A 24,897-nucleotide genomic window follows, 5' to 3' on the forward strand; every position below is an offset into this window, starting at 1 on the left:
CAAGCGGTCGCGCGGGCCCCTCTCATGCCAACCGGTCAGCTGACGGTGACGGCGGGTTTGACGGTCAGCGTGTCGGAGGCGAGGTCGAGGTCGACGATGACCTCGTCGCCATCGCTGATCTCGCCGCCCAGCAGCTCCTTGGCGAGCTGGTCGCCGATCGCGCTCTGCACGAGGCGGCGCAGCGGACGGGCGCCGTACGCCGGGTCGTAGCCGGTGAGGGCGAGCCACTCCCGGGCGGCCTCGGTGACGGTGAGCGTCAGGCGCCGGTCGGCGAGGCGGCGGGCCAGCCGGTCGATCTGCAGGTCGACGATCTTCGTGAGCTCCTCGGTCGACAGGGCGTCGAAGATGATGACGTCGTCGAGCCGGTTGAGGAACTCGGGCTTGAAGCTCGCCCGCACGGTGTTCAAGACGGCGTCCCGCTTGGAACCGTTGTCCAGGGCCGGGTCGACCAGGAACTGCGAGCCGAGGTTCGACGTCATGATCAGGATCGTGTTGCGGAAGTCGACCGTACGGCCCTGGCCGTCGGTCAGCCGGCCGTCGTCGAGCACCTGCAGGAGGACGTCGAAGACCTCCGGGTGGGCCTTCTCGACCTCGTCCAGCAGGACCACGCAGTATGGCCGGCGGCGGACCGCCTCGGTGAGCTGGCCGCCCTCCTCGTACCCGACGTAGCCGGGAGGCGCGCCGACGAGCCGTGCGACCGAGTGCTTCTCGGAGTATTCGCTCATGTCGATGCGGACCATCGCCCGCTCGTCGTCGAACAGGAAATCGGCGAGCGCCTTGGCCAGCTCCGTCTTGCCGACACCCGTCGGGCCGAGGAACAGGAACGACCCGGTCGGCCGGTCGGGGTCGGAGACGCCCGCCCGCGCCCGGCGTACGGCGTCGGAGACGGCGCGCACGGCGTCGGCCTGACCGATGAGACGGCGGCCGAGCTCGTCCTCCATGCGCAGCAGCTTGGAGGTCTCACCCTCCATGAGCCTGCCGACGGGGACGCCGGTCCACGACGACACGACCTCGGCCACGTCGTCGGCGCCGACCTCCTCCTTGACCATGGTCTCGCGGGCCTCGGCGGCCTCCGACGCCTCGGCGAGCTGCTTCTCGAGCACGGGGATCTCGCCGTACATGAGACGGGCGGAGGTCTCCAGGTCGCCGTCGCGCTGGGCACGCTCGGCCTGGCCGCGCAGGTCGTCGATGCGCTTCTTCAGCTCGCCGACCTTGTTCAGCCCGGCCTTCTCCCGCTCCCAGCGGCCGACGAGGGCGTTCAGCTGCTCCTGCCTGTCGGCGAGCTCGGCGCGCAGCCGCTCGAGGCGGCGCTTGGACGCCTCGTCGGACTCCTTCTCCAGCGCCAGCTCCTCCATCTTGAGCCGGTCGACGGAGCGCTGCAGCTCGTCGATCTCGACGGGCCGCGAGTCGATCTCCATGCGGAGCCGGGAGGCGGCCTCGTCGACCAGGTCGATGGCCTTGTCGGGCAGGAACCGCGCCGTGATGTACCGGTCGGACAGCGCGGCGGCGGCGACGAGGGCGGCGTCGGAGATCTGCACCTGGTGGTGCGCTTCGTACCGGCCCTTGAGGCCGCGCAGGATCGCGATGGTGTCCTCGACCGTCGGCTCGCCGACGAGGACCTGCTGGAAGCGCCGCTCCAGCGCCGGGTCCTTCTCGATCCGCTCGCGGTACTCGTCGAGCGTGGTCGCGCCGATCATCCGCAGCTCGCCGCGGGCCAGCATGGGCTTGAGCATGTTGCCCGCGTCCATGGAGCCCTCGGCAGCGCCCGCCCCGACGACGGTGTGCAGCTCGTCGATGAACGTGACGACCTGGCCGTCGCTCTGCTTGATCTCGCTCAGGACCGCCTTGAGCCGCTCCTCGAACTCACCGCGGAACTTCGCGCCCGCGACCATCGCGCTCAGGTCGAGGGAGATCAGGCGCTTGTTCTTCAGCGTCTCCGGCACGTCGCCGGCGACGATCCGCTGGGCCAGGCCCTCGACGACGGCCGTCTTGCCGACGCCGGGTTCGCCGATGAGCACCGGGTTGTTCTTCGTACGGCGCGACAGCACCTGCACGACGCGGCGGATCTCGGTGTCGCGGCCGATGACCGGGTCGAGCTTTCCGTCACGCGCCTGCTCGGTCAGGTCGACGCCGTACTTCTCCAGCGCCTGATAGGTCTCTTCGGGGTTCTCGCTGGTCACGCGGGCGTGGCCGCGGACCTTCTCGAACGCCTCCAGCAGGGCGTCGGGGGTCGCGCCGTTCTCCTTCAGGAGGGTGGCGACGGGACCGCCGTCGGTGGCGAGGCCGACGAGCAGGTGTTCGGTGGAGACGTACTCGTCCTCCAGCTGCTTGGCCCGGTTGGCGGCGGTGTTCAGCACCTTCAGCAGCAGCCGGGAGGTGTCCGGCGCGTTGACGGTCGACCCGGCGGCCTTCGGCAGCGCGGCGATCTGCTCCTCGCCGCGGCGCCGGATGGACTGCGGGTCGGCACCGACGGCCTCCAGCAGGGGCGCGGCGATGCCGTCGGCCTGGCCGAGCAGCGCGACCAGCAGGTGCACCGGCTCGACCTGGGGGTGACCCTCCGTCGCGGCCCTCCGGACCGCGACCGAGACGGCCTCCTGGCTCTTCTGGGTCAGCTTGTAATCCACTTATTCCTCCCCCCGCGATCGCCACAGCACCACGCTGGTCTGCCGGATCGGCACGAGGTCCGCTCCAGTGTCAGAACCGTGGCCACTCTTCAGTTTGGCGAGCCGGGCGGCCACGGCGCGCGTGGACTCCAGCTCGGTGCTCAGCTCCTCGACCACCACGCGGAGGCGTGCCACCTCGCCGTGCAGTGCGTCGGACTCGCGTTGAAGGTCGAGGATGTGCTTGATGCCGGCGAGGTTGACGCCCTCTTCCTGGGACAACCGCTGGATCTCCCGCAGCATCACGATGTCCCGCATGGAGTAGCGGCGCCCTCGCCCGGCCGTACGACCGGGGGACACGAGGCCCAGCCGGTCGTACGTGCGCAGCGTCTGCGGGTGCAGCCCGGACAGCTGGGCCGCGACCGAGATGACGTAGACCGGACTGTCGTCGCCGAACGGTTCCATGACGATCACTCCTCTCTCGCCATCCGCAGGAGCTCGCTGCGCAGGTCGTCACCGTTGTTGCTCGCGCGGATCTTCTCCAGGGCCTCGCGGGTGGTCTCGTCCACCTTCTTCGGCACCTGGACCTCGACGGTCACCAGCAGGTCGCCCTTGGTGCCGTCACGGCGGGCCGCGCCCTTGCCGCGGACACGGAACGTCTGCCCGTTCGGCGTGCCGGCCGGGATGCGCAGGGTGACCGGCTGGCCGCCGAGGACCGGCGCCTTGATCTCGGCGCCGAGCGTCGCCTCGGGGTAGGTCACCGGGACCGTGACGGTCAGGTTGTCGCCGGAACGACCGAACACCTTGTGCCCCGTGACGTGCACGGCGACGTAGAGGTCGCCGCTGGGGCCGCCGTTCTCACCGGGCGCACCCTTGGCCTTGAGCCGGATCCGCTGGCCGTCGCCCACCCCGGCGGGGATGCGCGCCTGGATGGTGCGGGTGCTCTGCGCCCGCCCGCTGCCGTGGCAGGTGAGGCACGGGTCGTCGACCACCAGGCCACGGCCGTGGCACTCGCGGCAGGGGTCGGAGAAGGCGAACCCGCCGGCGTTGCGGCTCTCCTGCCCCGTGCCCTCGCAGCGGGGGCACACCCGGGGCACCGTGCCGGTCTTGGCGCCGGTGCCCCGGCAGGTGGGGCAGGCCGCTTCGCTGGTCAGCCGGATCGGCACCGTCTTGCCGTCCAAGGCCTCATTGAAGGTCAGCGTGACCTCGGTCTCGACATCGGTGCCCCGGCGGGGCCGCCGGGGGGGCTGCCGGCGGCCGCCGAACAGTCCGCCGAAGAGGTCGCCGATGCGCTCGCCGGTGCCGCCGGCACCACCGGTCGTGGTGCCGCCGAACAGGTCACCCAGGTCGAACCCGAAACCGCCCTGCGCGCCGCCGGGCCGGGCGGCGCCGAACAGGCTGCGGGCCTCGTCGTACTCCTTGCGGCGCTTCTCGTCGGACAGCACGTCGTAGGCCTCGGAGATCTCCTTGAATCTCTCCTCGGACTCGGCGTCGCCGCGGTTGGCGTCCGGGTGGTACTTCCGCGCCAGCTTGCGGTAGGACTTCTTGATCTCGTCCTGAGTAGCGGTCTTCGGAACACCGAGGACCTTGTAGTAGTCCTTCTCGAGAAAGTCCTTGGTGCTCACCGGCGTCCCTTACCTCTTTCGCTGTCGGTCTTCGTCTCAGTCCTCGCCGGCGCCGTCGCCGTCGGGGTCCGCCTCAGACGTCGCCTCGTCGGCCGCGCTCTCCGTCTCCGGAGCGAGGTCCGTGGTCGGCTCGGCCACGGCCACCCGGGCGGGGCGGAGGGTCCGCTCGCCGATGCGGTACCCAGACTGCAGGATCTGAATGGCCGTCGGCTCCTCGACCTCGTCGGAGTAGGAGTGCATCAGGGCCTCGTGGACGTTCGGGTCGAACGGCTCGCCGGCCGTGCCGAACGACTCCAGCCCGAGCTTGCCGACGATGCCTTCCAGGGACTCGGCGATCTGCTTGAAACCCCCGGTCAGCTCGTCGTGCTCCCGGGCGCGGCCGATGTCGTCGAGCACCGGCAGCAGCTCGCCGAGCACGTACGCGAGCGCCTGCTCACGCACGGCCGCACGGTCACGGTCGACCCGCTTGCGGTAGTTGGAGTACTCCGCCTGAAGCCGCTGCAGGTCGGTCGTGCGCTCGGCCAGCTCCTTCTTGAGCTTGGCGGCCTCTCCTTCGTCCGCGCCGGAGGGCGCTTTCGCGGTGGGGGACGCGGGAGCCGGCTCGGCCGGCTCCCGCACCTCACCGGTCTTGGGATCGATGCGCCGCTTGTCGCGGATCACCGGGCCCTGGCGCTCCTCGGCGTCGTCACGACGCTCCGTCACGCTTCCTCCTCGAGTGCCGGCTCGTCACGGTGTGCGGGGACGGCCCCGGTCACGCCGCACCGCCCTTGGCGTCCTTGTCGTCGTCCACGATCTCGGCGTCGACGACCTCGTCGTCCTTCGCCTGCTCGCCCTGGGCCTGAGCACCGGCGGCCTCGCCCTCGGCGCCCTGGGTCTGGGCGTACATCGCGGCGCCCATCTTCTGGCTGACCTGGGCCAGCTTCTCGGAGCTGGTGCGGATCGCGTCGACGTCCGTACCCTCGAGGGCCTTCTTGACCTCGTCCAGCGCCGCCTGCACCTCGGTCTTCACCTCGGTGGGGATCTTCTCGTCGTTCTCCCGGAGGAACTTCTCCGTGGAGTAGGCGAGGGTGTCGGCGTTGTTGCGGGTCTCGGTCTCCTCGCGGCGCTGGCGGTCCTCCTCAGCGTACTGGTCGGCCTCGCGCATCATGCGGTCGATGTCGTCCTTGGGCAGGGCCGACCCGCCCGTGATGGTCATCGACTGTTCCTTGCCGGTGCCGAGGTCCTTGGCGCCGACGTTCACGATGCCGTTGGCGTCGATGTCGAACGTGACCTCGATCTGCGGGACACCGCGCGGCGCCGGCGGCAGGCCGGTCAGCTGGAAGGTGCCGAGCTTCTTGTTGTACGACGCGATCTCCCGCTCGCCCTGGTAGACCTGGATCTCCACGGACGGCTGGTTGTCGTCGGCGGTGGTGAACACCTCCGACCGCTTGGTCGGGATCGTGGTGTTGCGCTCGATAATCTTGGTGAAGATGCCGCCCTTGGTCTCGATGCCCAGGCTCAGCGGCGTGACGTCCAGCAGCAGGACGTCCTTGACCTCGCCCTTGAGCACGCCGGCCTGCAGGGACGCGCCGACCGCGACGACCTCGTCCGGGTTGACGCCCTTGTTGGCCTCCTTGCCGCCGGTCAGCTCCTTGACGAGCTCGGCGACGGCGGGCATGCGGGTCGAGCCGCCGACGAGAACGACGTGGTGGATGTCGTTCACGCTGATGCCGGCGTCCTTGATGACCTGCTGGAACGGGTTCTTGCAGCGGTCGAGCAGGTCGGACGTCATCTTCTGGAACTCGGCGCGGGTGAGCTTCTCGTCCAGGTGGAGCGGGCCCTCGGCCGAGGCCGTGATGTAGGGCAGGTTGATGCTCGTCTCCGAGGAGCTGGACAGCTCGATCTTCGCCTTCTCGGCGGCCTCACGGAGCCGCTGCAGCGCCATCTTGTCCTTGGACAGGTCGACGCCGTGGGCGTTCTTGAACCGGGTGACCAGCCAGTCGACGACCTTCTGGTCCCAGTCGTCGCCACCGAGGTGGTTGTCGCCGTTGGTCGCCTTGACCTCGACGACGCCGTCGCCCACCTCGAGCAGGGAGACGTCGAAGGTGCCGCCACCGAGGTCGAAGACGAGGATCGTCGCCTCGCCCTCCTTCTCCAGGTGGTAGGCCAGCGCCGCGGCGGTCGGCTCGTTGATGATGCGCAGGACGTTGAGGCCCGCGATCTGCCCGGCCTCCTTGGTGGCCTGCCGCTGGTGGTCCGAGAAGTAGGCCGGGACGGTGATCACCGCATCGGTGATCTTCTCGCCGAGGTAGGCCTCCGCGTCGCGCTTGAGCTTCTGCAGCACGAACGCGCTGATCTGCTGCGGCGTGAAGTCCTTGCCGTCGATCGTGGTCTTCCAGTCGGTGCCCATTTCGCGCTTGACCGACCGGATGGTGCGATCGACGTTGGTCACCGCCTGACGCTTGGCGACCTCGCCGACCAGGACCTCGCCGTTCTTGGCGAAGGCGACGACGGACGGCGTGGTCCTCGACCCCTCCGCGTTGGCGATGACGGTGGGCTCGCCACCCTCCAGGATGGCGACGACCGAGTTGGTCGTTCCAAGGTCGATACCGACCGCACGTGCCATGAGTTGGTTCCTCCGACTGTGAGCTTGTTAGCCACTGAAGCTGAGTCCAGCGGTCGCAAGGTTGCCAAACCGCTCCGGCTCTGTCAAATGACTTGAGTCGGCCTCGCTCAACTTTGCTGATTGGTACAACGAGGGAGGGGTCCCCCAGTGTTCCCGTCCCGGGAGAAAATCGTGCGATCTCCGTAAGAACCGGCCCGCCTTCGTCACTCCCCAGGTGACCGCGCACCTCACGCGAAGGAGGCGACGCATGACCGACCCCGACAGGGAGCGCCGGTTCACCGCGTTGTACGACACGTATCAATCTCGGGTGTACGCCTACGTCGTCAGCCGGGCCGGGCGCGAGACGCGCCTCGTCGATCGACGAGGCGACCCGGCCACGGTCATCGCGGACTGCCGCCGGGCGAAACGCGGGGGCTCGGCGTGGGGGTGGTCGTCGCCTCCCACTCCCAGCTCCGCTGGTAGATGAACTGAATGCCGCCGATCTGAAGGGCCTTGGCGAGCGCCGCCACCGGCAGCGTGCGCAGGCCGCCTGGCTCCGGCCACGGGTCGAAGACGGTGACGGTGCCCATCGGCCGGTCGTACCCGACGGCGACCACCATGTGGTCCACCCTCTGGCCGCGCGGAGCGGCCGGCGTGGCGGGAGACCGCGACGCGCTCGGTGGTGAGGCCGTGCCGTGGGTCCCATCCCGTCCCCGGCTCTCCACCACGATGATCGTGCCCGCCGCGGAGATCGCGGCGACCGCCGCGACGCCGACGGCCCATCGACGAGGTGAGGCGCCTGCCACCTGCCACTCCCAAGGTCGACGGCTTCGATGGTGACACGGGACCGCGCGCGACGGGCGAGTTTCGTCTCTGCCTGAAAACCACCGACCCGTGAGAGGAAACTCATACGTACAGAGCACAAGGGGATGCCGGACCAGAGGAGCTGATCTCGGATGAGCGCACGGGTGAGCGGCCGGCCCTCCTCGCGGCGGGCGGCGAGGACCACGCCCGCCAGTTCCGCCTCATGGCCGGCCACCGGCGGGTGCGGACCTCCGGACGGACCTGGGAGAAGCCGTCCTCGCCGCACGCGGTCCCGTTCGGGTGAAGATTCTTACGGGCGGCCGCAGCGGTGTTTTTCAGATGATGCGAAACCCCCCGCCGGGGGACCGGGAACATGATCGCGGACATCGGGAGACTAAGAGATGACGGATTCCCCGCTGCGGGCCTGGGGCCGCCGGCCATGGCCAGTGCCGGGGGGTGACTTCCCCGACATGGTGCCGGGGCGCGCCGCGCATCCGGCGGAAGGGAGCCTGACGCGTGATGGACTCGATGCCCACCATCGGTGACCTCGAGGACGACCCTTCCGCCCCTTCCCGGGGTGACCTCGCGTCCTCCTGGAAGGGAGTGTTCCGGCGCCGCGGGTCGCGCCTGGGCGTGGGAATCCCCCTCGGCCTGGCGGTGACCGGCGCGACGGTCGCGGTCGCGCTGTCCGTCGGGTCGGCGCACACCGGCCGGTCCCACGCGCCGTCCGGCCGGGACGTCCTCCTCGCGGCCGCCACCGCCGTGGACAACTTGGGGGAAGCGGCGACCGGCAACTACTGGAGAGTCGTCGAGATCGGCCGGTACACGCTCGATTCCAGGAGCGGCGGAGAAGGTCCGATCGAGGTACGGGTCCGGGACGGGATCTGGCTCGCCGCGACCGGTGGGCAGAGCGTCGCGTATCGCCAGTGTCTCGGTGCACGCCCCCTGACCGCGGCCGAGCGGGCACAGCGGGCCGGCCGGCCTGCCCGGGGTTGGCCGGCGGACTCCGCCGCCGCGCGGATCTGCGCGCGAGGGCCCGGACCGGCGGAGCGGAGCGCCGACCTCACGACCGCCACCGACTACCGTCTCGCGGACGTCCCCGTCTCGTCGATCTGGCTGGACAACCTCTCGCCCGAGGCCGCCGTCCTGCGTCGCCAGGTCGAGGCGAAGCTCGCGACGGCGCACCGGGGCGGCCTGGGCGTGTTCGGTCACGTCGTTCTCCCGCAGCTGACGGCCGATCTGCCGCTCCGTCATGAGATCCGCGCGGCGGTGCTGCGGATGATGGCCGACCTGCCGGGCGTACGTGCCGTGGGCAAGGTGGAGGACGCGCTCGGCCGTACGGGGCAGGGCGTGGCGATCAGCGGCCTGGGCCTCGACGGGACCGAACTGCGCTGGATCATGGATCCCGAGACGGGCGGCGTCCTGGGTGTCCAGGAGGTCGTGACCGGTCCGGGGCGCCGCCCGGCGGGAGCGATCGTCGCCGAGAAGGCGTACGCGTCGGCGGCCTGGACCGACGACACACCCGACGCCGATGCTGCGGCCGCCCTCGTGGCGCGGGGCGGTGACTAAGTGCCCGAGGAGGGGTGCGCGCCGCAGGACGCCGACGTCGTACGCCACCTCCCGTGAGCGGCGATCGCCCCGGTCACGGCGTGGCCGGGGCGGTTCGGGGGTGAAGAGTTTCGATCCGCTCCCTGGCGGTGTCCCATGAAGCTACTGCTCGGTAGAATTCGCGGGTCCCAAGTCGATGGCTGTCAGTCGCGAGCCGTACGCTGATTGCCAAGGCCGTACCTCAGGAGGGCGGAACATTGGTTCTCAGGTTGATCATCGGGCTTGCCGCAACGGTGGTCGCGCTGGTGTTCGCCGTTCGGCGGGTCCTGTTCCTCTACAGGCTCGCGACGAACGGCCAGCCCGCCCCCGACCGCATCGCGCTCGCCAAGGCGAACGTCGGTGAGGACGTCAAGCTGCAGGCCGTGGAGGTCCTCGGGCAGAGGAAGCTGCTCAAGTGGACCGTGCCCGGCCTCGCCCACTTCTTCGTCATGTGGGCGTTCTTCATCCTCGCCAGCGTCTACCTGGAGGCGTACGGCGCGCTGTTCTTCGGGCTGGACTTCCACATCCCGCTGGTCGGCAAGTGGGGCGTGCTGGGCTTCCTGCAGGACTTCATCGCGGTGGCCGCGCTGCTCGGTCTGATCGCCTTCTCGGTCATCCGGATCAAGAACTCCCCGAAGAAGCTCGACCGCAAGTCACGCTTCAAGGGCTCGCACCTCGGCGGCGCCTGGCTCGTCCTGTTCATGATCTTCAACGTGATCTGGACGATGTTCCTGTTCCGGGGCGCGGGCGTGGCGACGGGCAACTTCCCGTACGGGAACGCGGCGTTCATGTCGCACCTGGTCGGCAACGGCCTCAAGGGGCTGGGTCACGACACCGCCGAGGCGCTGGAGTCGGTCGGCCTGCTGCTGCACATCGGCGTCATGCTGGTGTTCCTGATCATCGTGCTGAACTCCAAGCACCTGCACATCTTCGTCGCGCCGCTCAACGTGCTGTTCAAGCGCCGCCCGGACGGTCTCGGCGCGGTACAGCCGATGATGAGCGACGGCAAGCCGATCGACTTCGAGGAGGCCGACCCGGACGAGGACACCTTCGGGCGCGGCAAGATCGAGGACTTCACCTGGAAGGGCTACCTCGACTTCGCCTCCTGCACCGAGTGCGGCCGCTGCCAGTCGCAGTGCCCCGCGTGGAACACCGGCAAGCCGCTGTCGCCGAAGACCCTCATCATGGACCTGCGCGACCACGCGATGGCGAAGGCGCCGTACATCTTCGCCTCCGAGGAGGAGCGGGAGAACCTCCCCGAGGACGTCCTGAAGGAGGCGGGCCGCCCGCTGGTCGGCGGTGCCGACGTCATGGGCGTCATCGACCCCGACGTGCTGTGGTCCTGCACCAACTGCGGCGCCTGCGTCGAGCAGTGCCCGGTGGACATCGAGCACATCGACCACATCGTCGACATGCGTCGCTACCAGGTCATGATCGAGTCGAGCTTCCCGTCCGAGGCGGGCGTGATGCTCAAGAACCTCGAGAACAAGGGCAACCCCTGGGGCATGTCCGAGATGAAGCGCCTCGACTGGATCGAGGATCTTGACTTTGAGGTGCCGGTCGTCGAGGAGAAGATGCCGGAGGACACCGAGTACCTCTTCTGGGTCGGGTGCGCCGGTGCCCTGGAGGACCGCGCCAAGAAGACCACCAAGGCCATCGCGGAGCTGCTGCACATCGCGGGCGTGAAGTTCGCGGTGCTCGGCCCGATGGAGGCCTGCTCCGGTGACCCGGCCCGCCGCCTGGGCATGGAGTTCGTCTTCCAGATGCTCGCCCAGCAGAACGTCGAGACGCTCAACGAGGCGGGCGTCAAGAAGATCGTGGCGTCCTGCCCGCACTGCTTCAACACGCTCGCCAACGAGTACCCGCAGCTCGGCGGCACGTACGAGGTCGTGCACCACACCCAGCTGCTGTCGCACCTGGTCGAGACCGGCAAGCTCACGCCGGTCACGCCGATCGACGAGAAGATCACCTACCACGACCCGTGCTTCCTCGGCCGGCACAACAAGGTGTACGCCCAGCCGCGCGACATCATGGCCCAGGTCCCCGGCGTCAAGACCCAGGAGATGCACCGCTGCAAGGAGCGGGGCTTCTGCTGCGGTGCCGGTGGCGCGCGGATGTGGATGGAGGAGCGCATCGGCAAGCGCATCAACACCGAGCGCGTCGAGGAGGCGCTGGAGACCGACCCGGACACCGTCTCCACGGCCTGCCCGTTCTGCCTCGTCATGCTCGGCGACGCCATCAACGAGAAGAAGAACAGCGGCGGCGCCAAGGAGTCCCTCGAGGTCGTCGACGTCGCCCAGCTGCTGATCAAGTCGGTCAAGGGCGAGCCCGCCCCCGCAGCCGCCGAGTAGGCATACCGGCCGGACCTCCGAAAAGGGCCCGTCACCGCAGTGAGCGGTGACGGGCCCTTCGGGCATGAAAAAGGCGGTGCCATCCCGGGGGAGCGGGGAGTTGGGATGGCACCGCCTTGACGTACCCACCAGATGTGACGAAGACCACAAGAGTAGACGTCAACCAGATTGGTCGGTAACGCGTCGTCCGAAACTATCGACTTTGCTCCGGGTTGGCCACCCGTTGTGGAAAGAATCACGGGTGCCGTCGCTGACCGGGCGAGCGCCGGGCCCGGGTTGGCCGGGCCCGGCGGCCGGATCAGCCCGTCAGCTTCTTGACGATGTCGGGATGCTGCTTCTCCCACTCGGCGACGCCCTGGGCGGGCTTGTCCTTGTACTTGTTCATCACCAGGTCCTCGAGCGGGAACAGGTCCGTATCGGTCATCCGGAAGTTCTTCAGCCAGGAGTTCACCTGCGGGAAGTCCTTGGCGAAGCCCTGACGACCGAGCGTGTGGACCTTCTCCGCCGAGCCGAAGGCGTTCTGCGGGTCGGCCAGCGGCTTGATCGGGAACTTGGTGTACGCCCAGTGCGGCTTCCACAGCGTCACCACGATCGGCTGCTTGCTCTGGACGGAGCGGTTCAGCTCCGCGAGCATCGCCGCCGTGCTGCTCTCCAGGACCTTGTAGTCGCCGAGGCCGTACCCGGGCAGCACCTTGTTCTTGACGATCTTCATCTCGCCGGCGCCCGGCTCGATCCCGACCACGCGACCCTTGTACCGGGCGCTCTGTCCCTTGAGGTCGGCGACGGAGCTCGCCGGGTCGTCCTTCAGGACCGCCAGCTGCATGCTGGCGTTCTGGTACCAGGTCCCGATGTCGGTGATCTTGTTCTTGTACCGGTTGTAGTAGTCGGCGTGCGTCGCGGGCAGCCACGCGTCGAAGAACAGGTCGATGTCGCCCTGGCCGAGCCCGGCGAACAGCGGACCGGCGTCGACCTGCTTGAGCGTGACCTGGTAGCCCTTCTTCTCCAGCTGCGCCTTCCACAGCTGCGTGACGGCGATGTCCTCGTCCCACGGGATGTAGCCGATGGTGATCGGCTTGCCCTTACTGCCACCGCCGGAGCCCACGACGCCGAGCGTCGCGGCCAGCAGGGCGAACACCACCACGCCGGACAGGGCCAGCGCCGGACGCGGGCGGTACCGCAGGACGGAGGACACGCCTCCGTGCACGGCCCGCTCGGCGTGCCGTCGGGCGGCCGGCGCGAGACGCTGCCCGAGGGCGCTGGTCATCCGGTCCAGGACGATCGCCAGCAGCACGACCGCCAGGCCGGACTCGGCGCCCGCCCCGAGGTTGTACTGCGTGATCGCACCGAAGACGTTCGCGCCGAGTCCCTCGGCGCCGACCATGCCCGCGATGACGACCATGGACAGCGACAGCATGATGACCTGGTTGACCCCGGTCATGATGGTCGGCAGCGCCAGCGGCAGCTGTACACGCGTGAGGATCCGCGATGACGGCGCGCCGAACGCCTCGGCCGCCTCGACCATCTCCCGGTCGACCTGCTTGATGCCGAGCTCGGTCAGGCGTACGCCCGGCGGGATGGAGAAGATCATCGTGGCGATCACGCCCGGCACCTCGCCGAGCCCGAAGAACGAGATCGCCGGGATCAGGTAGACGAAGGCCGGCATGGTCTGCATGAAGTCCAGCACCGGCCGCGCCACCGCGCCGAACTTCGGCACGCGTGCGCTGAGGATGCCCAACGGGATGCCGACGATGAGCGCGGCGCCGCTGGCGACCAGCACCAGCGCCAGCGTCTCCATCGCCGCGTTCCACTGGCCGAGCGCGTCGATCAGCATCAGGCCGACGAACGCCAGGACGCCCGCGAGCAGGCCGCGCAGCCACCAGCACAGCATCGCGACCAGGGCCGCGAACGCCAGCGACGGCGGGGCGGTCAGCACGTGACCCAGCCCGTGAACGACGCCGCCGACCACGTCACTGATCGCGCTGAACACCGGCCTGCCGTGCTTGGTCAGAAAGTTGACCGCGTCGGTGACCCAGCCACCGAGGGGGATCCTAGGCATCGGCGGTCACCTCCGTGTGAGCCGTCGCCGCCGAGGCGGGCGCGGCCTCCCCGGTGTGGCCGTTGCCGTTCAGGTTGCCCAGCGCGGCGAGCAGCGTCACCCTCGGGATCACGCCGAGCAGCTTGTCGGTCCGGTCGGTGACGGGCACGGGCAGCGGGCTCTCCGCGCACAGGGTGAACAGGTCGGCGACGGCGGTGTCGGGGTCGACCGGCTGCAGACCGTCCTCGATGATGCCGTCGAGGGTGTTGTGGCCCTCCCGTACGGCCTTGGCCGCGGGCTCGGCGAACACCACGCCCACCAGCCGCCGGTCACGGCTCACCACGAACGCGAAGGACGTCTGCTGCTCCCGCATGACGCGTACGGCCGCGCGGGGGCCGCCGTTCGCGTCCACGACGGAGATCGGCTTGTCCATGACCGAGCGCGCGGTGAGGATCCGCGTACGGTCGACGTCGGCGACGAACTGCGCGACGTAGTCGTTGGCCGGGTCGGTGAGGATCTCCTCGGCGGTGCCGATCTGCATCACGCGTCCGTTGCGGAGCATGGCGACTCGGTCGCCGAGCCGCATCGCCTCGTTCAGGTCGTGCGTGATGAAGACGATCGTCTTGCCGAGCTCGCCCTGAAGTTCGAGCAGCAGGTCCTGCATCTCCCGACGGATCAGCGGGTCGAGGGCGCTGAACGCCTCGTCCATCAGCAGGATGTCCGTCTCGGCCGCGAGCGCCCGGGCGATGCCCACCCGCTGCTGCATGCCGCCGGACAGCTGGTCGGGATAGCGGTCCTCCCAACCGTCGAGACCGACGTAGGCCAGGAACTCCTTGGCCTTGGTCAGCCGTTCCTGTTTTGGAACGTTCCGAACCTCAAGCCCGTACGCCGCGTTCTCCAGGACGGTGCGGTGGGGGAAGAGAGCGAAGTGCTGGAAGACCATGCTGACCTTCTCCTGACGGAGCCGGCGCAGGTCCTTCCCGCCGATGGCGGTGATGTCGACACCGTCGATCTCGATGCTGCCGGCCGTCGGCTCGAGCAGGCCGTTCAGCATGCGGATCAGCGTTGACTTGCCGGAGCCCGACAGCCCCATGACGACGAAGATCTCGCCCTCGTTCACTTCGAACGAGACGTCGGCGACGGCCGCGGTCACACCCATGCGGCGAAGCTCGTCGGGTTCGGCTCCTTGACGGATCTTTCGGAGGGCTTCGGCCGACCTACGGCCGAAGATCTTTGACACATGTTGCGCGCGGATTCTGGGCACATCGTCCTTCCGATCCGGCCGCGCCGCCGCCCAGAGGTCATCGTCCCCGTCGGACCGCGCGGCTGTCTGTGCGAGCCGCGGTGCCCGCTCCACCACCGGCTCGCCTGTACGACCCAGGGGAAACAAGATGTGACGCACGTCACTCTTGCGGTCGCCAACCGACCGAATGGGTCATGCGTCAGGGAACCTTAGCGGCAGGCGAAAAGTAATGCACATCCGTGTGCGAACGATCACAATGCGCTAATGATCGGTTTAAGCGCCACGAATCAGGGAAGCAGGCGCGAGAAGCACGGCCATATCGGCCCTGTGCCGCGTCAGCGATAGAGGCCCGGGTCGCCCGGTCCGTAGATCCGGAAACGGTCCAGATCGGTCGTGACGCCATCCACCCCGTGCGCCAGCTCCAGCGCGGCCGACGCCGCCAGTCGTACGAAACGGGGATCACGTTGCCCCGCGATGCCGAACCGGTAGCCGTGCAGCCCCGGCTCCCGCCGCATCGGCCCGAGCGCCAGCGGCAGCAACCAGCGCAGGCTCGGCACCTCCGGCCCGTCACAGCGGATGTTGATCGGCGCGTGCGGCGTGGTGAGGAAGAAAGAGCCGTCCTCCTCGGGCCCGTCCGGAACCAGACCGGGGATGAAGGCGCTGAGCCGCGCCGCGAGCTCCCCCGGCGACACCTTCCGCGGCGTGTGGACGACGACGACCTCCGTCGGGTCGTCGGCCACCAGCTGCTGCGGCAGATGCGCGTACCCGCCGAACCGGCGCGCCAGCCCACGCGCCAGCCAGTTTTGGAACGGTCCCGAGTCGCTGGCCACGAAGGCGTGACCCTGCGGCAGATTGCCCTTGGCGGCGAGGTCGGGTGTCACCGGCTGCGGCCCCGCCAGCCGTACGCCGGCCCCGAACGCGACCCCGCCGTCGACCGGCGCGGCCCCCGGATCGAAGATCCGGATCGCGGCGAGCCACCGCTGCGGCTCCGGCGGCCGTGGCAGCACCACCGCCGGCACCTTGCGCAGCCGCCTGGCCGACACGCCCATCAGATGCGCGTGCGGTGAAAGTTGAGGTACGACCGCGACGGCGTCGGACCACGCTGATCCTGATAACGCGACCCGTGATGCTCGGAACCGTACGGATGCTCCACCGGAGAACTCGTCCGGAACAGGCACATCTGCCCGATCTTCATACCGGGCCACAGCTTGATCGGCAGCGTCGCGACGTTCGACAGCTCCAGCGTCACGTGCCCGCAGAACCCCGGGTCAATCCAGCCCGCCGTCGAGTGCGTCAACAACCCCAGGCGCCCGAGGCTGCTCTTCCCCTCCAGTCGCGCGGCCAGGTCGTCCGGCAGACCGAACACCTCGTACGTCGAGGCCAGCACGAACTCCCCCGGATGCAGGATGAACGCCTGATCCGACTCCACGTCGACCTGCCGGGTGAGGTCGGGCTGCTCCACCGCCGGATCGATGTGCGGATACCTGTGGTTCTCGAACACCCGGAAGTAACGGTCCAGGCGCACGTCCACACTGGACGGCTGAACCATCCCGGGCTCGAACGGATCGATCTTCATCCGTCCGGACTCGATCTCGGCCTTGAGATCACGATCGGAGAGCAGCACGACAAGAAACTACCGGGTAATCACCCCGACACGTAAACGCCGGATCGGATCATCCGGAACCAGCGGCTGCTCGGACGCTGGCCGGGGACCACGGCGAACGGGGCCCGGGCACGACGGGTGTGGGTCCCTGAGGTCGGCGACACGCCCCGACATATGCCGCTATGGTCGCCTCCGCCGTGTGACACACCCCGCGGCGGCGGCCGCGGGTCCTGATCATTGGCACCTACTGCGTCCCTATGCGCACCGGACGCCAACCGATCGGCACGGGCCGATTCGGCCGCCGAGTGATCCGGGCGGGAGCCGGAACCCCTGGGCATGAAGGGCGCGGGTTCCGGTAGCATGTGCGGGCGGTCCCTGAGAAGGCGACCGATGCGGGTGTAGTTCAATGGCAGAACTCCAGCTTCCCAAGCTGGTAGCGCGGGTTCGATTCCCGTCACCCGCTCCAACAGCTAAGGCCCAGGTCAGGGCATGAATCCCGACCCGGGCCTTGATCGTTTTCGGGGCCTTAACGATCTCCCGTGCAATTAGCGTGCAATTAGGCCACAGGCACCAGCACGCCCACCGCACCGCCGTCGCCGTCATCCTCGCGGTTGTCGCGCTGAGCCTTCAGGAGGGCATCGAGGCCCGGGGCGATCGCCTGGTCCGCCTTGTTGGTCGCGTGCTGGTAGATGATCGCGGCCCGAACGCTGGCGTGCCCCATCCGTGCCTTGAGGTCGGCCAGGCTCGTACCTGGAGCCGCCCACATGTTGCCTGTGTGGCGAAGATCGTGGAAGCGCAGGCCGGGAGCACCGAGCTTCTCCACGGCCGAGGTCCAGCCTGCCGCGACGCGGAAGTTGCTCCTCCGTGGGAGCTTGCCCTTTGGCCCCGCGAACAGGAAGGCGTCGCCCTCCTTGCCGACATAGGCGTCGAGGTGCTGCCGAAGCGCCGGAACGATGGCCCTGGGGATCGATACAGTCCGCCGACTGGCGAGCTCGACGGCAAGAAGCGCGTCCCCGAACCGTCGTGGTCCAGCCAGCGTAGGCACGACCACGACGGTTCGAGTTCGGAAACAAGCAATTACGATACCCAGCGCATGTATCCGTAATTCAGTCCACCGTCAGCATAACAGTATGCATAAGCCGTCCCAGAGTAGTTTGTGTCACCCCAGACATACCCTCCGTCGTTACACACTCCCACTGCCTGGTACCAGCGCCCGCTGCCTGTGCAATTTACCCCGTAAGTGTTTTTGTCGTGCCATGTGGTACATGTAGCGGCAGACGCTGGCGAAGCACCGATGAAGCTCACCGGCAGAATCATCGAGGCTCCCACGGCCATGCTGGCCAGGGTGGTTCGGATTCGCACGTGAATCTCCTTTGAAACGGGCGCCCCCTATGCCGCCAACTGGCACGGGCGCGGCGCGGCGGTTAGTCAATGGCGATACTGGCGAACCATCAGATCGGCAGCAAGGTATTCGAATCTGTTCGAATCTGTTCGTGTAGGCCATCGGGTTGCCGACGGGGACCTGCCAGAGCACACGTTGGTCGACCACTGGTTTTGTAGTCGATAACCGGCACCGGATGTCAATGAGCGCCGACATCACCCCTGCCCTTCCGGGAAATGCTGTCAGAAGGGCCCCGCGGGCGAAGGCCGTTCTTCCAGTGGGGCGCTCCACCTTCACCACCGGGGGCATGGCCCGCTACCCCGGAGGGTGGGACGATTTCTCAATAGAGTTGTCAAGGGCGGCAGAGGATTACGCGGCCTTGGTGGCTGGGCATTCGGGCTGGTAGTAGCGGCGGTCACGGATGAGGGCCCATAGGACGTTGACGCGTCGTCGGGCGAAGGCCAGGACGGCCGCGCGCCGGAGCACACACCCGCGCGAAACCGTCTGTCACACCGTCTCGCCGTTCGCGCGGGCGAGCGCTCCGGACCGATGCGTCCCCTGGACGCCGCCGGAGGTCTCCGCAGGCCAGCACCATCCGCTCGGCCGGAGCGCGGGCAATTAGCGTAACCAGGGCGAGCAGGGGTCAATAGGAGTAACTCGCGGAGTGTCGCAGCCGCAGGTCAGCGGAGCTGAAGGCCGATCCTCATTTAATTCCCAAGCTGGTAGCGCGGGTTCGATTCCCGTCACCCGCTCCAATAGCCAAGGCCCAGTGCCCCGAAATCCGTTCGCCAGCTTGACCGCGCTGCGCCGGAACCCGAGGGTTTGGTCTGGGCATGCGCGACATCCTTCCTGATCATCACATGTGGACGTCAGGACAGGTGTCCGGCGGGTGGAAGGTCAGACCACGACCAATCCAGCGTACGGACTACCGCCCGGCGCCGGTGTCGACTCCGAGGTCTCAGGCATTCGATCGGTGGAGCTGGCCCTACCTCAAATGAGAGGGCTGACTCCAATGTGCCTGCCCTGACGCGTCATTAACTTCACCATCATGAGAATCCTGAAGCACGCGGCCGCCGTCGCTGCCGGATCCGCACTCGTGTGCCTAGCGCTGCCCATCACACCGACCGCCGCGGCCGCGGACGTCGCATCATCGGTCCCGCCGCCGTCTCGGTCGACGTTGGTGCAACAGGCGGGCAGGGTCGTCTCGGCCGGCGTACCGGGCGTCAACATCGAGACGCGCGATGAGCGTGGCACCCAGTCCGTCGTAGCCGGTGTAGGGAATCTCCGCACCCACGAACCGCCGCGGCCCTCCGGCCAGTTCCGCATCGGTAGCGTCACCAAGTCGTTCACGGCGACCCTGGTGCTCAGCCTCGTCGCGGATGGGCGGATCCAACTCGATGCTCCGATCGACCGCTACCTGCCGGGGGTGCTGCCTTACTCCGAGCCGATCACTGTCCGTCAGTTGCTGCAGCACCGAAGCGGTCTGTTCGACTACGGGAGCGTCCTGTGGGCGAATCCGAAGCTCGTGGCCCAGTCGCGATACCGGGACTATGCTCCGGCCGATCTCGTGCGCATCGCCACGCAGAAGCCGCTGCAGTTCACCCCGGGCAGCCAGTTCCTGTACTCCAATACCGACTACATCATGCTCGGCATGCTCGTGGAAAAGGTCACCGGCGACAACTACGCACACGAGCTGTCCCGACGCGTGTTGGACCCGGCCGGGTTGCGGCACACCTACCTCGCCGGACACGACCCGCGCCTGCGGCAGCCGTCGGCACGCGGATACGAGGCCGTGCATTCGCCGACCCGGTTGACGGATCTCACTACCTACAACATGTCCGTCGCGTGGGCGAGCGGCGACATCGTGTCCACCACCCACGACCTGAACCTCTTCTACTCGGCGTTGCTCGACGGGCGACTGGTGCCGCCCACCCTGCTCCGCCAGATGCAGCAGTCCGAACCCGCCTTCCCCGGCTTCGAGTACGGGCTGGGCCTCGGACACACCGAGATGTGCGGCCAGCAGGTCTGGGGCCACGTCGGGGGCGTGCCCGGGTACGGCACCTACAGCTTCACCAGCCCTCAGAGCGCACGCCAGATCACAATTTCGGTCAACCGCAGCCTCACACTGAACCCGGCCGCCGGAGACGAGATCAACGCGCTCATCGCCGATGAGTTCTGCGGCGACCCAGCCCAGCGATGAGGCCACCGCAATCGTGGTGTGATGCGCGGCGTTGCGCAGCACCTCGATTGCGGTGGTGGCTTTCATCTCGTGGATCTCGGTGTAGGCGATGCGTGCAATTAGCGTGCAACTAGCCAGGGTGAATAGGGGGCAATAAGGGTCACTCGCGGGCTGTTGCAGCCGCAGGTCAGGGCCGCTGGCGGCCGTTCTCCATTTAATTCCCAAGCTGGTAGCGCGGGTTCGATTCCCGTCACCCGCTCCAGTGGTCGTCACGTTGCCGACTACTGGTCACGGCCACAACACTGATGTTTACGGAAAGACGTTGGCCTTCGACGATGTCCCGCTCGCGTCGGTCAACGACACCGTAACGCCGTGCACGGTTGCGCTCTCCGGTACAACGAACACGTAAGGCTCCGTCTTCGACTGACCAGGATTAATAGCGTCGCCCGACGCCCAGGACCTGTCGGTGGCGTAGGTGTTGCCCGCATCGTTGATGAGCGTGACGGGATGAGGGTTGCCGTGCCCCAACTCCCCCGGCTGGTTCCCGATGTTGGTTACGAGAAGCTCCACGATCTCAAGCCGCCGGCCCCTTCCGGCCACCTGCGGCCGACGGGTCCCGTCAGTATAGGAACCTGCGCTGGTCACGCGCGCGTAGCGCACGGTGAAAGTCGTCTGGTCGTTGCGGACCTTTCCCAGCAGCGACCACAGGCCGGAAACAGGAGGTGACGCCGAATAGAGCACCGTGGGATCTACAGGGCTGTTCGAACTATCAGGTGTACATGCTGAGACACCGAGAAGGACGGCTAGGGCGAACACCAATCGGCGCATGCCCATGTGACGTTATGGCCTGGCGGTTGGTTGCCAAGCTTGCCGGAAGCTGCGCGGACTGACGGCGCCGAGACTGCATCGGGTCGTGCCCGCTACGTGCCCCTCAGCCGGACGAGCTTCCTTCACCAGCGCATCAAGGCGGCGGCGCTTCGCGCCGCCGCAGGCCGCCCGCTGCCGCACGCCCTACGGGCGTGCGGCGTGGGTGCCGTTCCCTCCGGTCCTGCCGATCGGGCGGCCCACCGCGCAAGTTCGCCGGCAGACTCCACAGCAGCTTCGTCAGGCCTCTGCCGCGGTGGGCAGACACCCACCGCGGCCGGCTACCGTCCTCTACACACGTGTAACCGCGCGGAGTATGGCAACCAGGGCGTCAATGTCATCGCGTGCCTGGTGGGCGCGGATCGGATCGATGTAGTCGCGTGATTCGACGATCTCCCCATTCCGGACGCGCATGACGAAGACGCAGGGAACCTGAGTTACCGAACCGCTCGACATCGGGAACTCGTAGGCGAACTCGGCGACGATCACCTCGGGATCCGCGGTCTCGTGGACGATGACATCGACGACCCGCCTTTTAGGAATCGACGCCCGGGCCTCCGGCGGCACCGAAAAGTGTTCCCGAAGTGCATCCCGGCTCGTCAACGGCTCGGACTCGGGCGTCGCCATCGGGTGCCGGACGTCGGTGACCTCGGCATACAAGTCCGGCAGCTCGTTGGAGCGACCTTCGGCCACGCCATGGACGAGCTGGAGGAAGATGTCGCGCGGACTGGTGCTCATGGGGCCTCCTGATCATGAAACAGATGCTCTCAACGTTCCATCCTCAACATGACAGATCTGGCCGACCGCCCAAACGAAAACCAGGTTCTTAGCCGACATGATCGTTCCGTTGGAGGGCTGTACCAAATGCCCGCCGACACCAGATGCCTCCGGCGGGGCGCTCCGGCTCGGGGATGGCCCAGCCGGCATGCGTCGGAAGGTCTGAGGACGGTTGAGGTGGGAACCGGGTCATCCCCTGCGCCGATGTCCCAGGCGAAGCCGAGCAGGCCAAGGCCCTACGGGTCGAGGTCGTTTCTTCCAGTGGGAGCTCCACCCAACCCGTAGGGCCCGGCCCGCTTCCCGATGGGTGGGACGACGGCGCAGTCCCGGACCGGGTGATCGTCTAGATCTTTGGTACTTCCGACGACGAAGAACCTCGATGAAACCGCCGCCGCTCCGCCATTCACCCACATCGACGTGCCGGCCATGGCCACGTCCTTGATGAACACCAGCCGACGCTCATGGTCCTGCATCGCACCCAACCCCCTGATCACGTGATCGGAGCCGGGCGATGGAGATGGTTGAGGTTCGCTCCCGCCCGACACGTTCACCCGAAGTGGCGAGCGTGCCACGGAACGTTAGAGGAAGTTCGGGTCGACGACCCGAACTCCTGGTCCGGGTGGCCGGCGGGGCTATGGTGCCGGAGTAAGCGGGCCAGATCGGTCTTCAGGCGAGGGCTTAACCGACGGGGCCGGGATCAGCGGTCTCGGGTTCTCGTCGAAGGAGCGAAACACCCGTGTGGTCGGGTCCGGTGCTCCTTCGTCCCTAAGGCGATCGGTGAGCAGGAAGTCGGCCAGTTCGAACGCGGAAGCGTGCTCACTCTCGCTCAGGAAGAACGTCCCGCCGTTGAGGTCGGGATTCCAACCGTGCGCCAAGGCGTAGTCGATTACGCTCCGTACATCCTTTGGGGTCGGATAGTTGCAATCGGTCGCACAGCCCCACGGCAAGACCGCCTTTGACAACAGGTCCGCCTGGAGTGCACGGCTGTTCTTCCCGGCGCCCCAAACACGCACGCGGATGCATCTGTGACAGTCGCGCTCACCGGCCACGTGGTAGATCTGGCCCGTCCATGCGAAATCTCGCCCGTCCGCGTACAGCTTTCGCAACCGCTCTTTCACGCTGCTCACCTCGCCTCGTCGGCCGGGTCCGAAGCCTACGGTTGCTAGTCTGCGTTCTACGAACAGATTTAAGGCTTCGGGGGGCCCACTGCGTTCCCGTCAGAGCGGACGATCACGGTCGTTCACGGGGAGGGCGCCGAGAAGGCGCAGCTCAGCGGCACCGCAGGTGGTCAACGATCACTTGAAGCGACTCCCCAAGCTGGCAGCGCGGGTTCGATTCCCGTCACCCGCTCCACAGCAAAGGCCGTTCGGTTTCGGCGCCGAGGTCCTCAGGTGACCTTGGCGCAGAGGTTGCCGCCGCGGAAGTCCCAACTACGGGAGTCGGTGGGGCAGTCGCCGTTGGTGAGGCCGGTGACCTGGAGTATGTAGTCGAAAGCCTTCGGGACGGTGCTCTTGCCGCATCCCCACGAGGTCATCAGGCCGTGATTGTTGATGGCGATTCTGCCCTTTTGTGAGCCTTTCACGCCCAGGAAGCATTCGCCCACGCGGAGCTGGCGTTCCAGGCAAAGGTAGATCGCCTTCCCTCCGCTGACGTAGCTCCACGTCGATTCCCCGTCCAGGGACTTGGCGTCGCAGTCACTGACGCCGCCGCTGTGCGCCACCCTGGTCACTCGCACGTAGGCGTCCGTCCGGTCGCAGTCGACCGTGCTCGGTAGCTCCTTGCTCCAGTCGTTGAACTCGTACGGGTTCATGTACGCGTCCAGGCAGTCGCCGGCTGAGATGGCCTCGAACGCCTCGGCGGTGGGGTCGGGGGTCGGGGTGGGGTCCGGAGTCGGGCTCTCCAGCTCGGTGCCGGACGTCTGGGACACGGTCGCCCGGGCGATGCCGGAACCCGATGCGTCGGGCTTGTCCTTGTGGTTGGCGATGAACCAAATGGCCGCGCCGATCAGCAGGGCACCCACGACCGCGGCCACCCCTTTGCCCGACGAGGGCTGCGTCGGCGGATTGCTCGACGGGGTCTGTGACGGGCGCGGAGGTGTTGGGGGACGCTGCGGCAGAGGCGGGGACTGCGGCGTGACGCGGAGTACGTCCGGCGGCAGGGGTACCTTCCCGGTGTCCCCTTTCTCGGCGGTCTGCGCATTGGCGGCTTTCGCGGCGGCGGTCAGGGCCTCGGTCTCCGTCACCCGGGTGGTGATCATCGTGGTGACGGGCGTGGGCAGCCACAGTCTGTCGCCTGCCGCCAACGTGGAACAGCGGTCGAGGAATTCTTCGACGCCGGGCCGGTCGTCCGGGTCCTTCTCCAGGCCGGCCGCGATCAGCGGGAGCAGCGACGCCGGTACGCCCGTCAGGTCCGGATCCTCGTTGACGACGCGGTAGCCGAGGGCTTCGCCCGGCCCCTCGCCGAACGGCCGCCGGCCGGTGGCGGCGAAGGCCAGCACGGCGGCCAGGCAGAACACGTCACTGGCCGGCCCGACCTCGTGGCCCCGGTACTGCTCGGGCGACATGTACCCGGGCGTGCCGACCACGCTGGTGCGGGTGGTCTGCGAAGTGGCGTCCATCGCGCGGGCGATGCCGAAGTCGATGATCCGGGGCCCGTTCGTGCCAAGCAGCACGTTGCCGGGTTTGAGGTCCCGGTGGACCACTTTTTGATTGTGGATCGCCGTCAGCCCTTCGGCCAGACCCGCGCCGAGCGCCGCCACCGACCGTTCGGGTAGCGCACCGTGATCGTCGACGGCCTCCTGCAACGACGGACCGGCGATGTACTCGGTCACGAGCCACGGCGGGTCGGCATCGGTGTCGGCATCCACCACCTGCGCGGTGTGAAAGCCCCCGACGCGCCGTGCCGCCGCGACTTCCAGCGTGAACCGCCGTCGGAACTGCGGATCCTCGGCGAAGTTCGGGTGGATCACCTTGACCGCGACCGTACGTCCGCCCTGCGATCGGCCCAGGTAGACCCGACCCATCCCGCCGGCTCCAAGCCGCGCCAGCAACCGGTACGGACCGACCCACTTCGGATCACCTGGCTGGAGAGGCTGCAGCCTGTCGCTCATCACACCTCGTCAGAAGAACGCAAATGTTTCTTTAATGACCATCTTGCCAGGGAACGGCACATCCTGGCCATGGGCGGCCCCCCGCTTCGCCGAGGAATCGGCCGCATGATGCATGGCGGGGCGGCCATCGTGACCGGGGTCGCGGCGATCTCCAC

At 67.9% G+C, this 24,897-nt stretch carries 18 protein-coding genes and 1 tRNA gene; 4 read left to right on the top strand and 15 right to left on the bottom strand.

Annotation, left to right across the window (positions count from 1 at the left end):
• Window positions 1-35 precede the first annotated feature (35 nt).
• The 6 genes from clpB to NE236_RS34860 all read right to left on the bottom strand — a co-directional run bounded on the left by clpB (window position 36) and on the right by NE236_RS34860 (window position 7,615).
• Window positions 36-2,624 (bottom strand): ATP-dependent chaperone ClpB, encoded by a 2,589-nt coding sequence (clpB, locus tag NE236_RS34835; protein ID WP_252846493.1) that lies wholly within the window; start codon window positions 2,622-2,624, stop codon window positions 36-38.
• Window positions 2,625-3,065: a heat shock protein transcriptional repressor HspR gene (locus NE236_RS34840; protein ID WP_252846494.1), complete on the bottom strand. Its 441-nt coding sequence runs from the start codon at window positions 3,063-3,065 to the stop codon at window positions 2,625-2,627.
• 5 nt (window positions 3,066-3,070) lie between these two features.
• Window positions 3,071-4,225 carry a molecular chaperone DnaJ gene (gene dnaJ, locus NE236_RS34845; RefSeq protein WP_252846495.1) on the bottom strand — a complete coding sequence of 385 codons (1,155 nt, stop codon included), beginning with the start codon at window positions 4,223-4,225 and terminating at the stop codon, window positions 3,071-3,073.
• Window positions 4,226-4,261: 36 nt separating this feature from the next.
• Window positions 4,262-4,927: a nucleotide exchange factor GrpE gene (grpE, locus tag NE236_RS34850; RefSeq protein ID WP_252846496.1), complete on the bottom strand. Its 666-nt coding sequence runs from the start codon at window positions 4,925-4,927 to the stop codon at window positions 4,262-4,264.
• Window positions 4,928-4,976: 49 nt separating this feature from the next.
• The gene (dnaK, locus tag NE236_RS34855; protein WP_252846497.1) at window positions 4,977-6,830 is read right to left on the bottom strand and encodes a molecular chaperone DnaK; all 1,854 of its coding nucleotides are present in this window, start codon (window positions 6,828-6,830) and stop codon (window positions 4,977-4,979) included.
• 380 nt (window positions 6,831-7,210) lie between these two features.
• On the bottom strand, window positions 7,211-7,615 hold the full coding sequence (locus NE236_RS34860; RefSeq protein WP_252846498.1) for a hypothetical protein: 405 nt from the start codon (window positions 7,613-7,615) through the stop codon (window positions 7,211-7,213).
• A 514-nt stretch (window positions 7,616-8,129) separates the two neighbouring features.
• On the opposite strand from NE236_RS34860, the gene NE236_RS34865 reads away from it, so the two are divergent.
• Window positions 8,130-9,182 carry a hypothetical protein gene (locus tag NE236_RS34865; protein ID WP_252846499.1) on the top strand — a complete coding sequence of 351 codons (1,053 nt, stop codon included), beginning with the start codon at window positions 8,130-8,132 and terminating at the stop codon, window positions 9,180-9,182.
• Window positions 9,183-9,418: 236 nt separating this feature from the next.
• Window positions 9,419-11,551 carry a (Fe-S)-binding protein gene (locus NE236_RS34870; RefSeq protein ID WP_252846500.1) on the top strand — a complete coding sequence of 711 codons (2,133 nt, stop codon included), beginning with the start codon at window positions 9,419-9,421 and terminating at the stop codon, window positions 11,549-11,551.
• A gap of 298 nt (window positions 11,552-11,849) precedes the next feature.
• Here NE236_RS34870 and NE236_RS34875 read toward each other — a convergent pair whose 3' ends face one another.
• The 4 genes from NE236_RS34875 to dcd all read right to left on the bottom strand — a co-directional run bounded on the left by NE236_RS34875 (window position 11,850) and on the right by dcd (window position 16,453).
• Window positions 11,850-13,607: an ABC transporter permease/substrate binding protein gene (locus tag NE236_RS34875; protein ID WP_252846501.1), complete on the bottom strand. Its 1,758-nt coding sequence runs from the start codon at window positions 13,605-13,607 to the stop codon at window positions 11,850-11,852.
• Entirely contained in the window at window positions 13,600-14,745 is a 1,146-nt protein-coding gene (locus tag NE236_RS34880; protein ID WP_289851253.1) for a quaternary amine ABC transporter ATP-binding protein, read from the bottom strand. Before NE236_RS34880 ends, NE236_RS34875 begins: the two co-directional genes overlap by 8 nt.
• 419 nt (window positions 14,746-15,164) lie before the next feature.
• Window positions 15,165-15,878 carry a hypothetical protein gene (locus NE236_RS34885; protein WP_252846503.1) on the bottom strand — a complete coding sequence of 238 codons (714 nt, stop codon included), beginning with the start codon at window positions 15,876-15,878 and terminating at the stop codon, window positions 15,165-15,167.
• Window positions 15,878-16,453 carry a dCTP deaminase gene (gene dcd / locus NE236_RS34890; RefSeq protein WP_252846504.1) on the bottom strand — a complete coding sequence of 192 codons (576 nt, stop codon included), beginning with the start codon at window positions 16,451-16,453 and terminating at the stop codon, window positions 15,878-15,880. The genes NE236_RS34885 and dcd overlap by 1 nt, the downstream gene beginning before the upstream one ends.
• A gap of 371 nt (window positions 16,454-16,824) precedes the next feature.
• On the opposite strand from dcd, the gene NE236_RS34895 reads away from it, so the two are divergent.
• Window positions 16,825-16,898 (top strand) — tRNA-Gly (locus tag NE236_RS34895).
• Window positions 16,899-16,988: 90 nt separating this feature from the next.
• Here the strand turns inward: NE236_RS34895 and NE236_RS34900 are convergent.
• A complete protein-coding gene (locus tag NE236_RS34900) occupies window positions 16,989-17,477 on the bottom strand; it encodes a tyrosine-type recombinase/integrase (RefSeq protein ID WP_252846505.1) in 489 nt (162 codons plus the stop codon).
• A 1,384-nt stretch (window positions 17,478-18,861) separates the two neighbouring features.
• Between NE236_RS34900 and NE236_RS34905 the strand changes: the two genes are divergently transcribed.
• Window positions 18,862-20,013 (top strand): serine hydrolase domain-containing protein, encoded by a 1,152-nt coding sequence (locus tag NE236_RS34905; RefSeq protein ID WP_252846506.1) that lies wholly within the window; start codon window positions 18,862-18,864, stop codon window positions 20,011-20,013.
• A 288-nt stretch (window positions 20,014-20,301) separates the two neighbouring features.
• Here the strand turns inward: NE236_RS34905 and NE236_RS34910 are convergent, their stop codons facing one another.
• The 4 genes from NE236_RS34910 to NE236_RS34925 all read right to left on the bottom strand — a co-directional run bounded on the left by NE236_RS34910 (window position 20,302) and on the right by NE236_RS34925 (window position 24,742).
• Window positions 20,302-20,733, bottom strand: coding sequence for a DUF4352 domain-containing protein (locus tag NE236_RS34910; RefSeq protein WP_252846507.1), 432 nt, complete (start codon window positions 20,731-20,733; stop codon window positions 20,302-20,304).
• A 414-nt stretch (window positions 20,734-21,147) separates the two neighbouring features.
• Window positions 21,148-21,594 (bottom strand): nuclear transport factor 2 family protein, encoded by a 447-nt coding sequence (locus NE236_RS34915; protein ID WP_252846508.1) that lies wholly within the window; start codon window positions 21,592-21,594, stop codon window positions 21,148-21,150.
• Between the two features lie 671 nt (window positions 21,595-22,265).
• Window positions 22,266-22,751, bottom strand: coding sequence for a hypothetical protein (locus NE236_RS34920; RefSeq protein ID WP_252846509.1), 486 nt, complete (start codon window positions 22,749-22,751; stop codon window positions 22,266-22,268).
• A gap of 269 nt (window positions 22,752-23,020) precedes the next feature.
• Window positions 23,021-24,742: a serine/threonine-protein kinase gene (locus NE236_RS34925; protein ID WP_252846510.1), complete on the bottom strand. Its 1,722-nt coding sequence runs from the start codon at window positions 24,740-24,742 to the stop codon at window positions 23,021-23,023.
• Window positions 24,743-24,897: the final 155 nt, after the last annotated feature.

Source organism: Actinoallomurus purpureus (genome assembly GCF_024055795.1).
Classification (GTDB): Bacteria; Actinomycetota; Actinomycetes; order Streptosporangiales; family Streptosporangiaceae; genus Actinoallomurus; species Actinoallomurus purpureus.

Excerpts from the sequence above, each read along its gene's own strand:
- NE236_RS34875 (WP_252846501.1), bottom strand. The coding sequence starts at position 13,607 with ATGCCTAGGATCCCCCTCGGTGGCTGGGTCACCGACGCGGTCAACTTT.
- NE236_RS34915 (WP_252846508.1), bottom strand. The coding sequence starts at position 21,594 with ATGAGCACCAGTCCGCGCGACATCTTCCTCCAGCTCGTCCATGGCGTG.
- NE236_RS34925 (WP_252846510.1), bottom strand. The coding sequence starts at position 24,742 with ATGAGCGACAGGCTGCAGCCTCTCCAGCCAGGTGATCCGAAGTGGGTC.
- NE236_RS34885 (WP_252846503.1), bottom strand. The coding sequence starts at position 15,878 with ATGGGCGTGTCGGCCAGGCGGCTGCGCAAGGTGCCGGCGGTGGTGCTG.
- NE236_RS34880 (WP_289851253.1), bottom strand. The coding sequence starts at position 14,745 with ATGGGTGTGACCGCGGCCGTCGCCGACGTCTCGTTCGAAGTGAACGAG.
- NE236_RS34905 (WP_252846506.1), top strand. The coding sequence starts at position 18,862 with ATGAGAATCCTGAAGCACGCGGCCGCCGTCGCTGCCGGATCCGCACTC.
- NE236_RS34840 (WP_252846494.1), bottom strand. The coding sequence starts at position 3,065 with ATGGAACCGTTCGGCGACGACAGTCCGGTCTACGTCATCTCGGTCGCG.
- dnaK (WP_252846497.1), bottom strand. The coding sequence starts at position 6,830 with ATGGCACGTGCGGTCGGTATCGACCTTGGAACGACCAACTCGGTCGTC.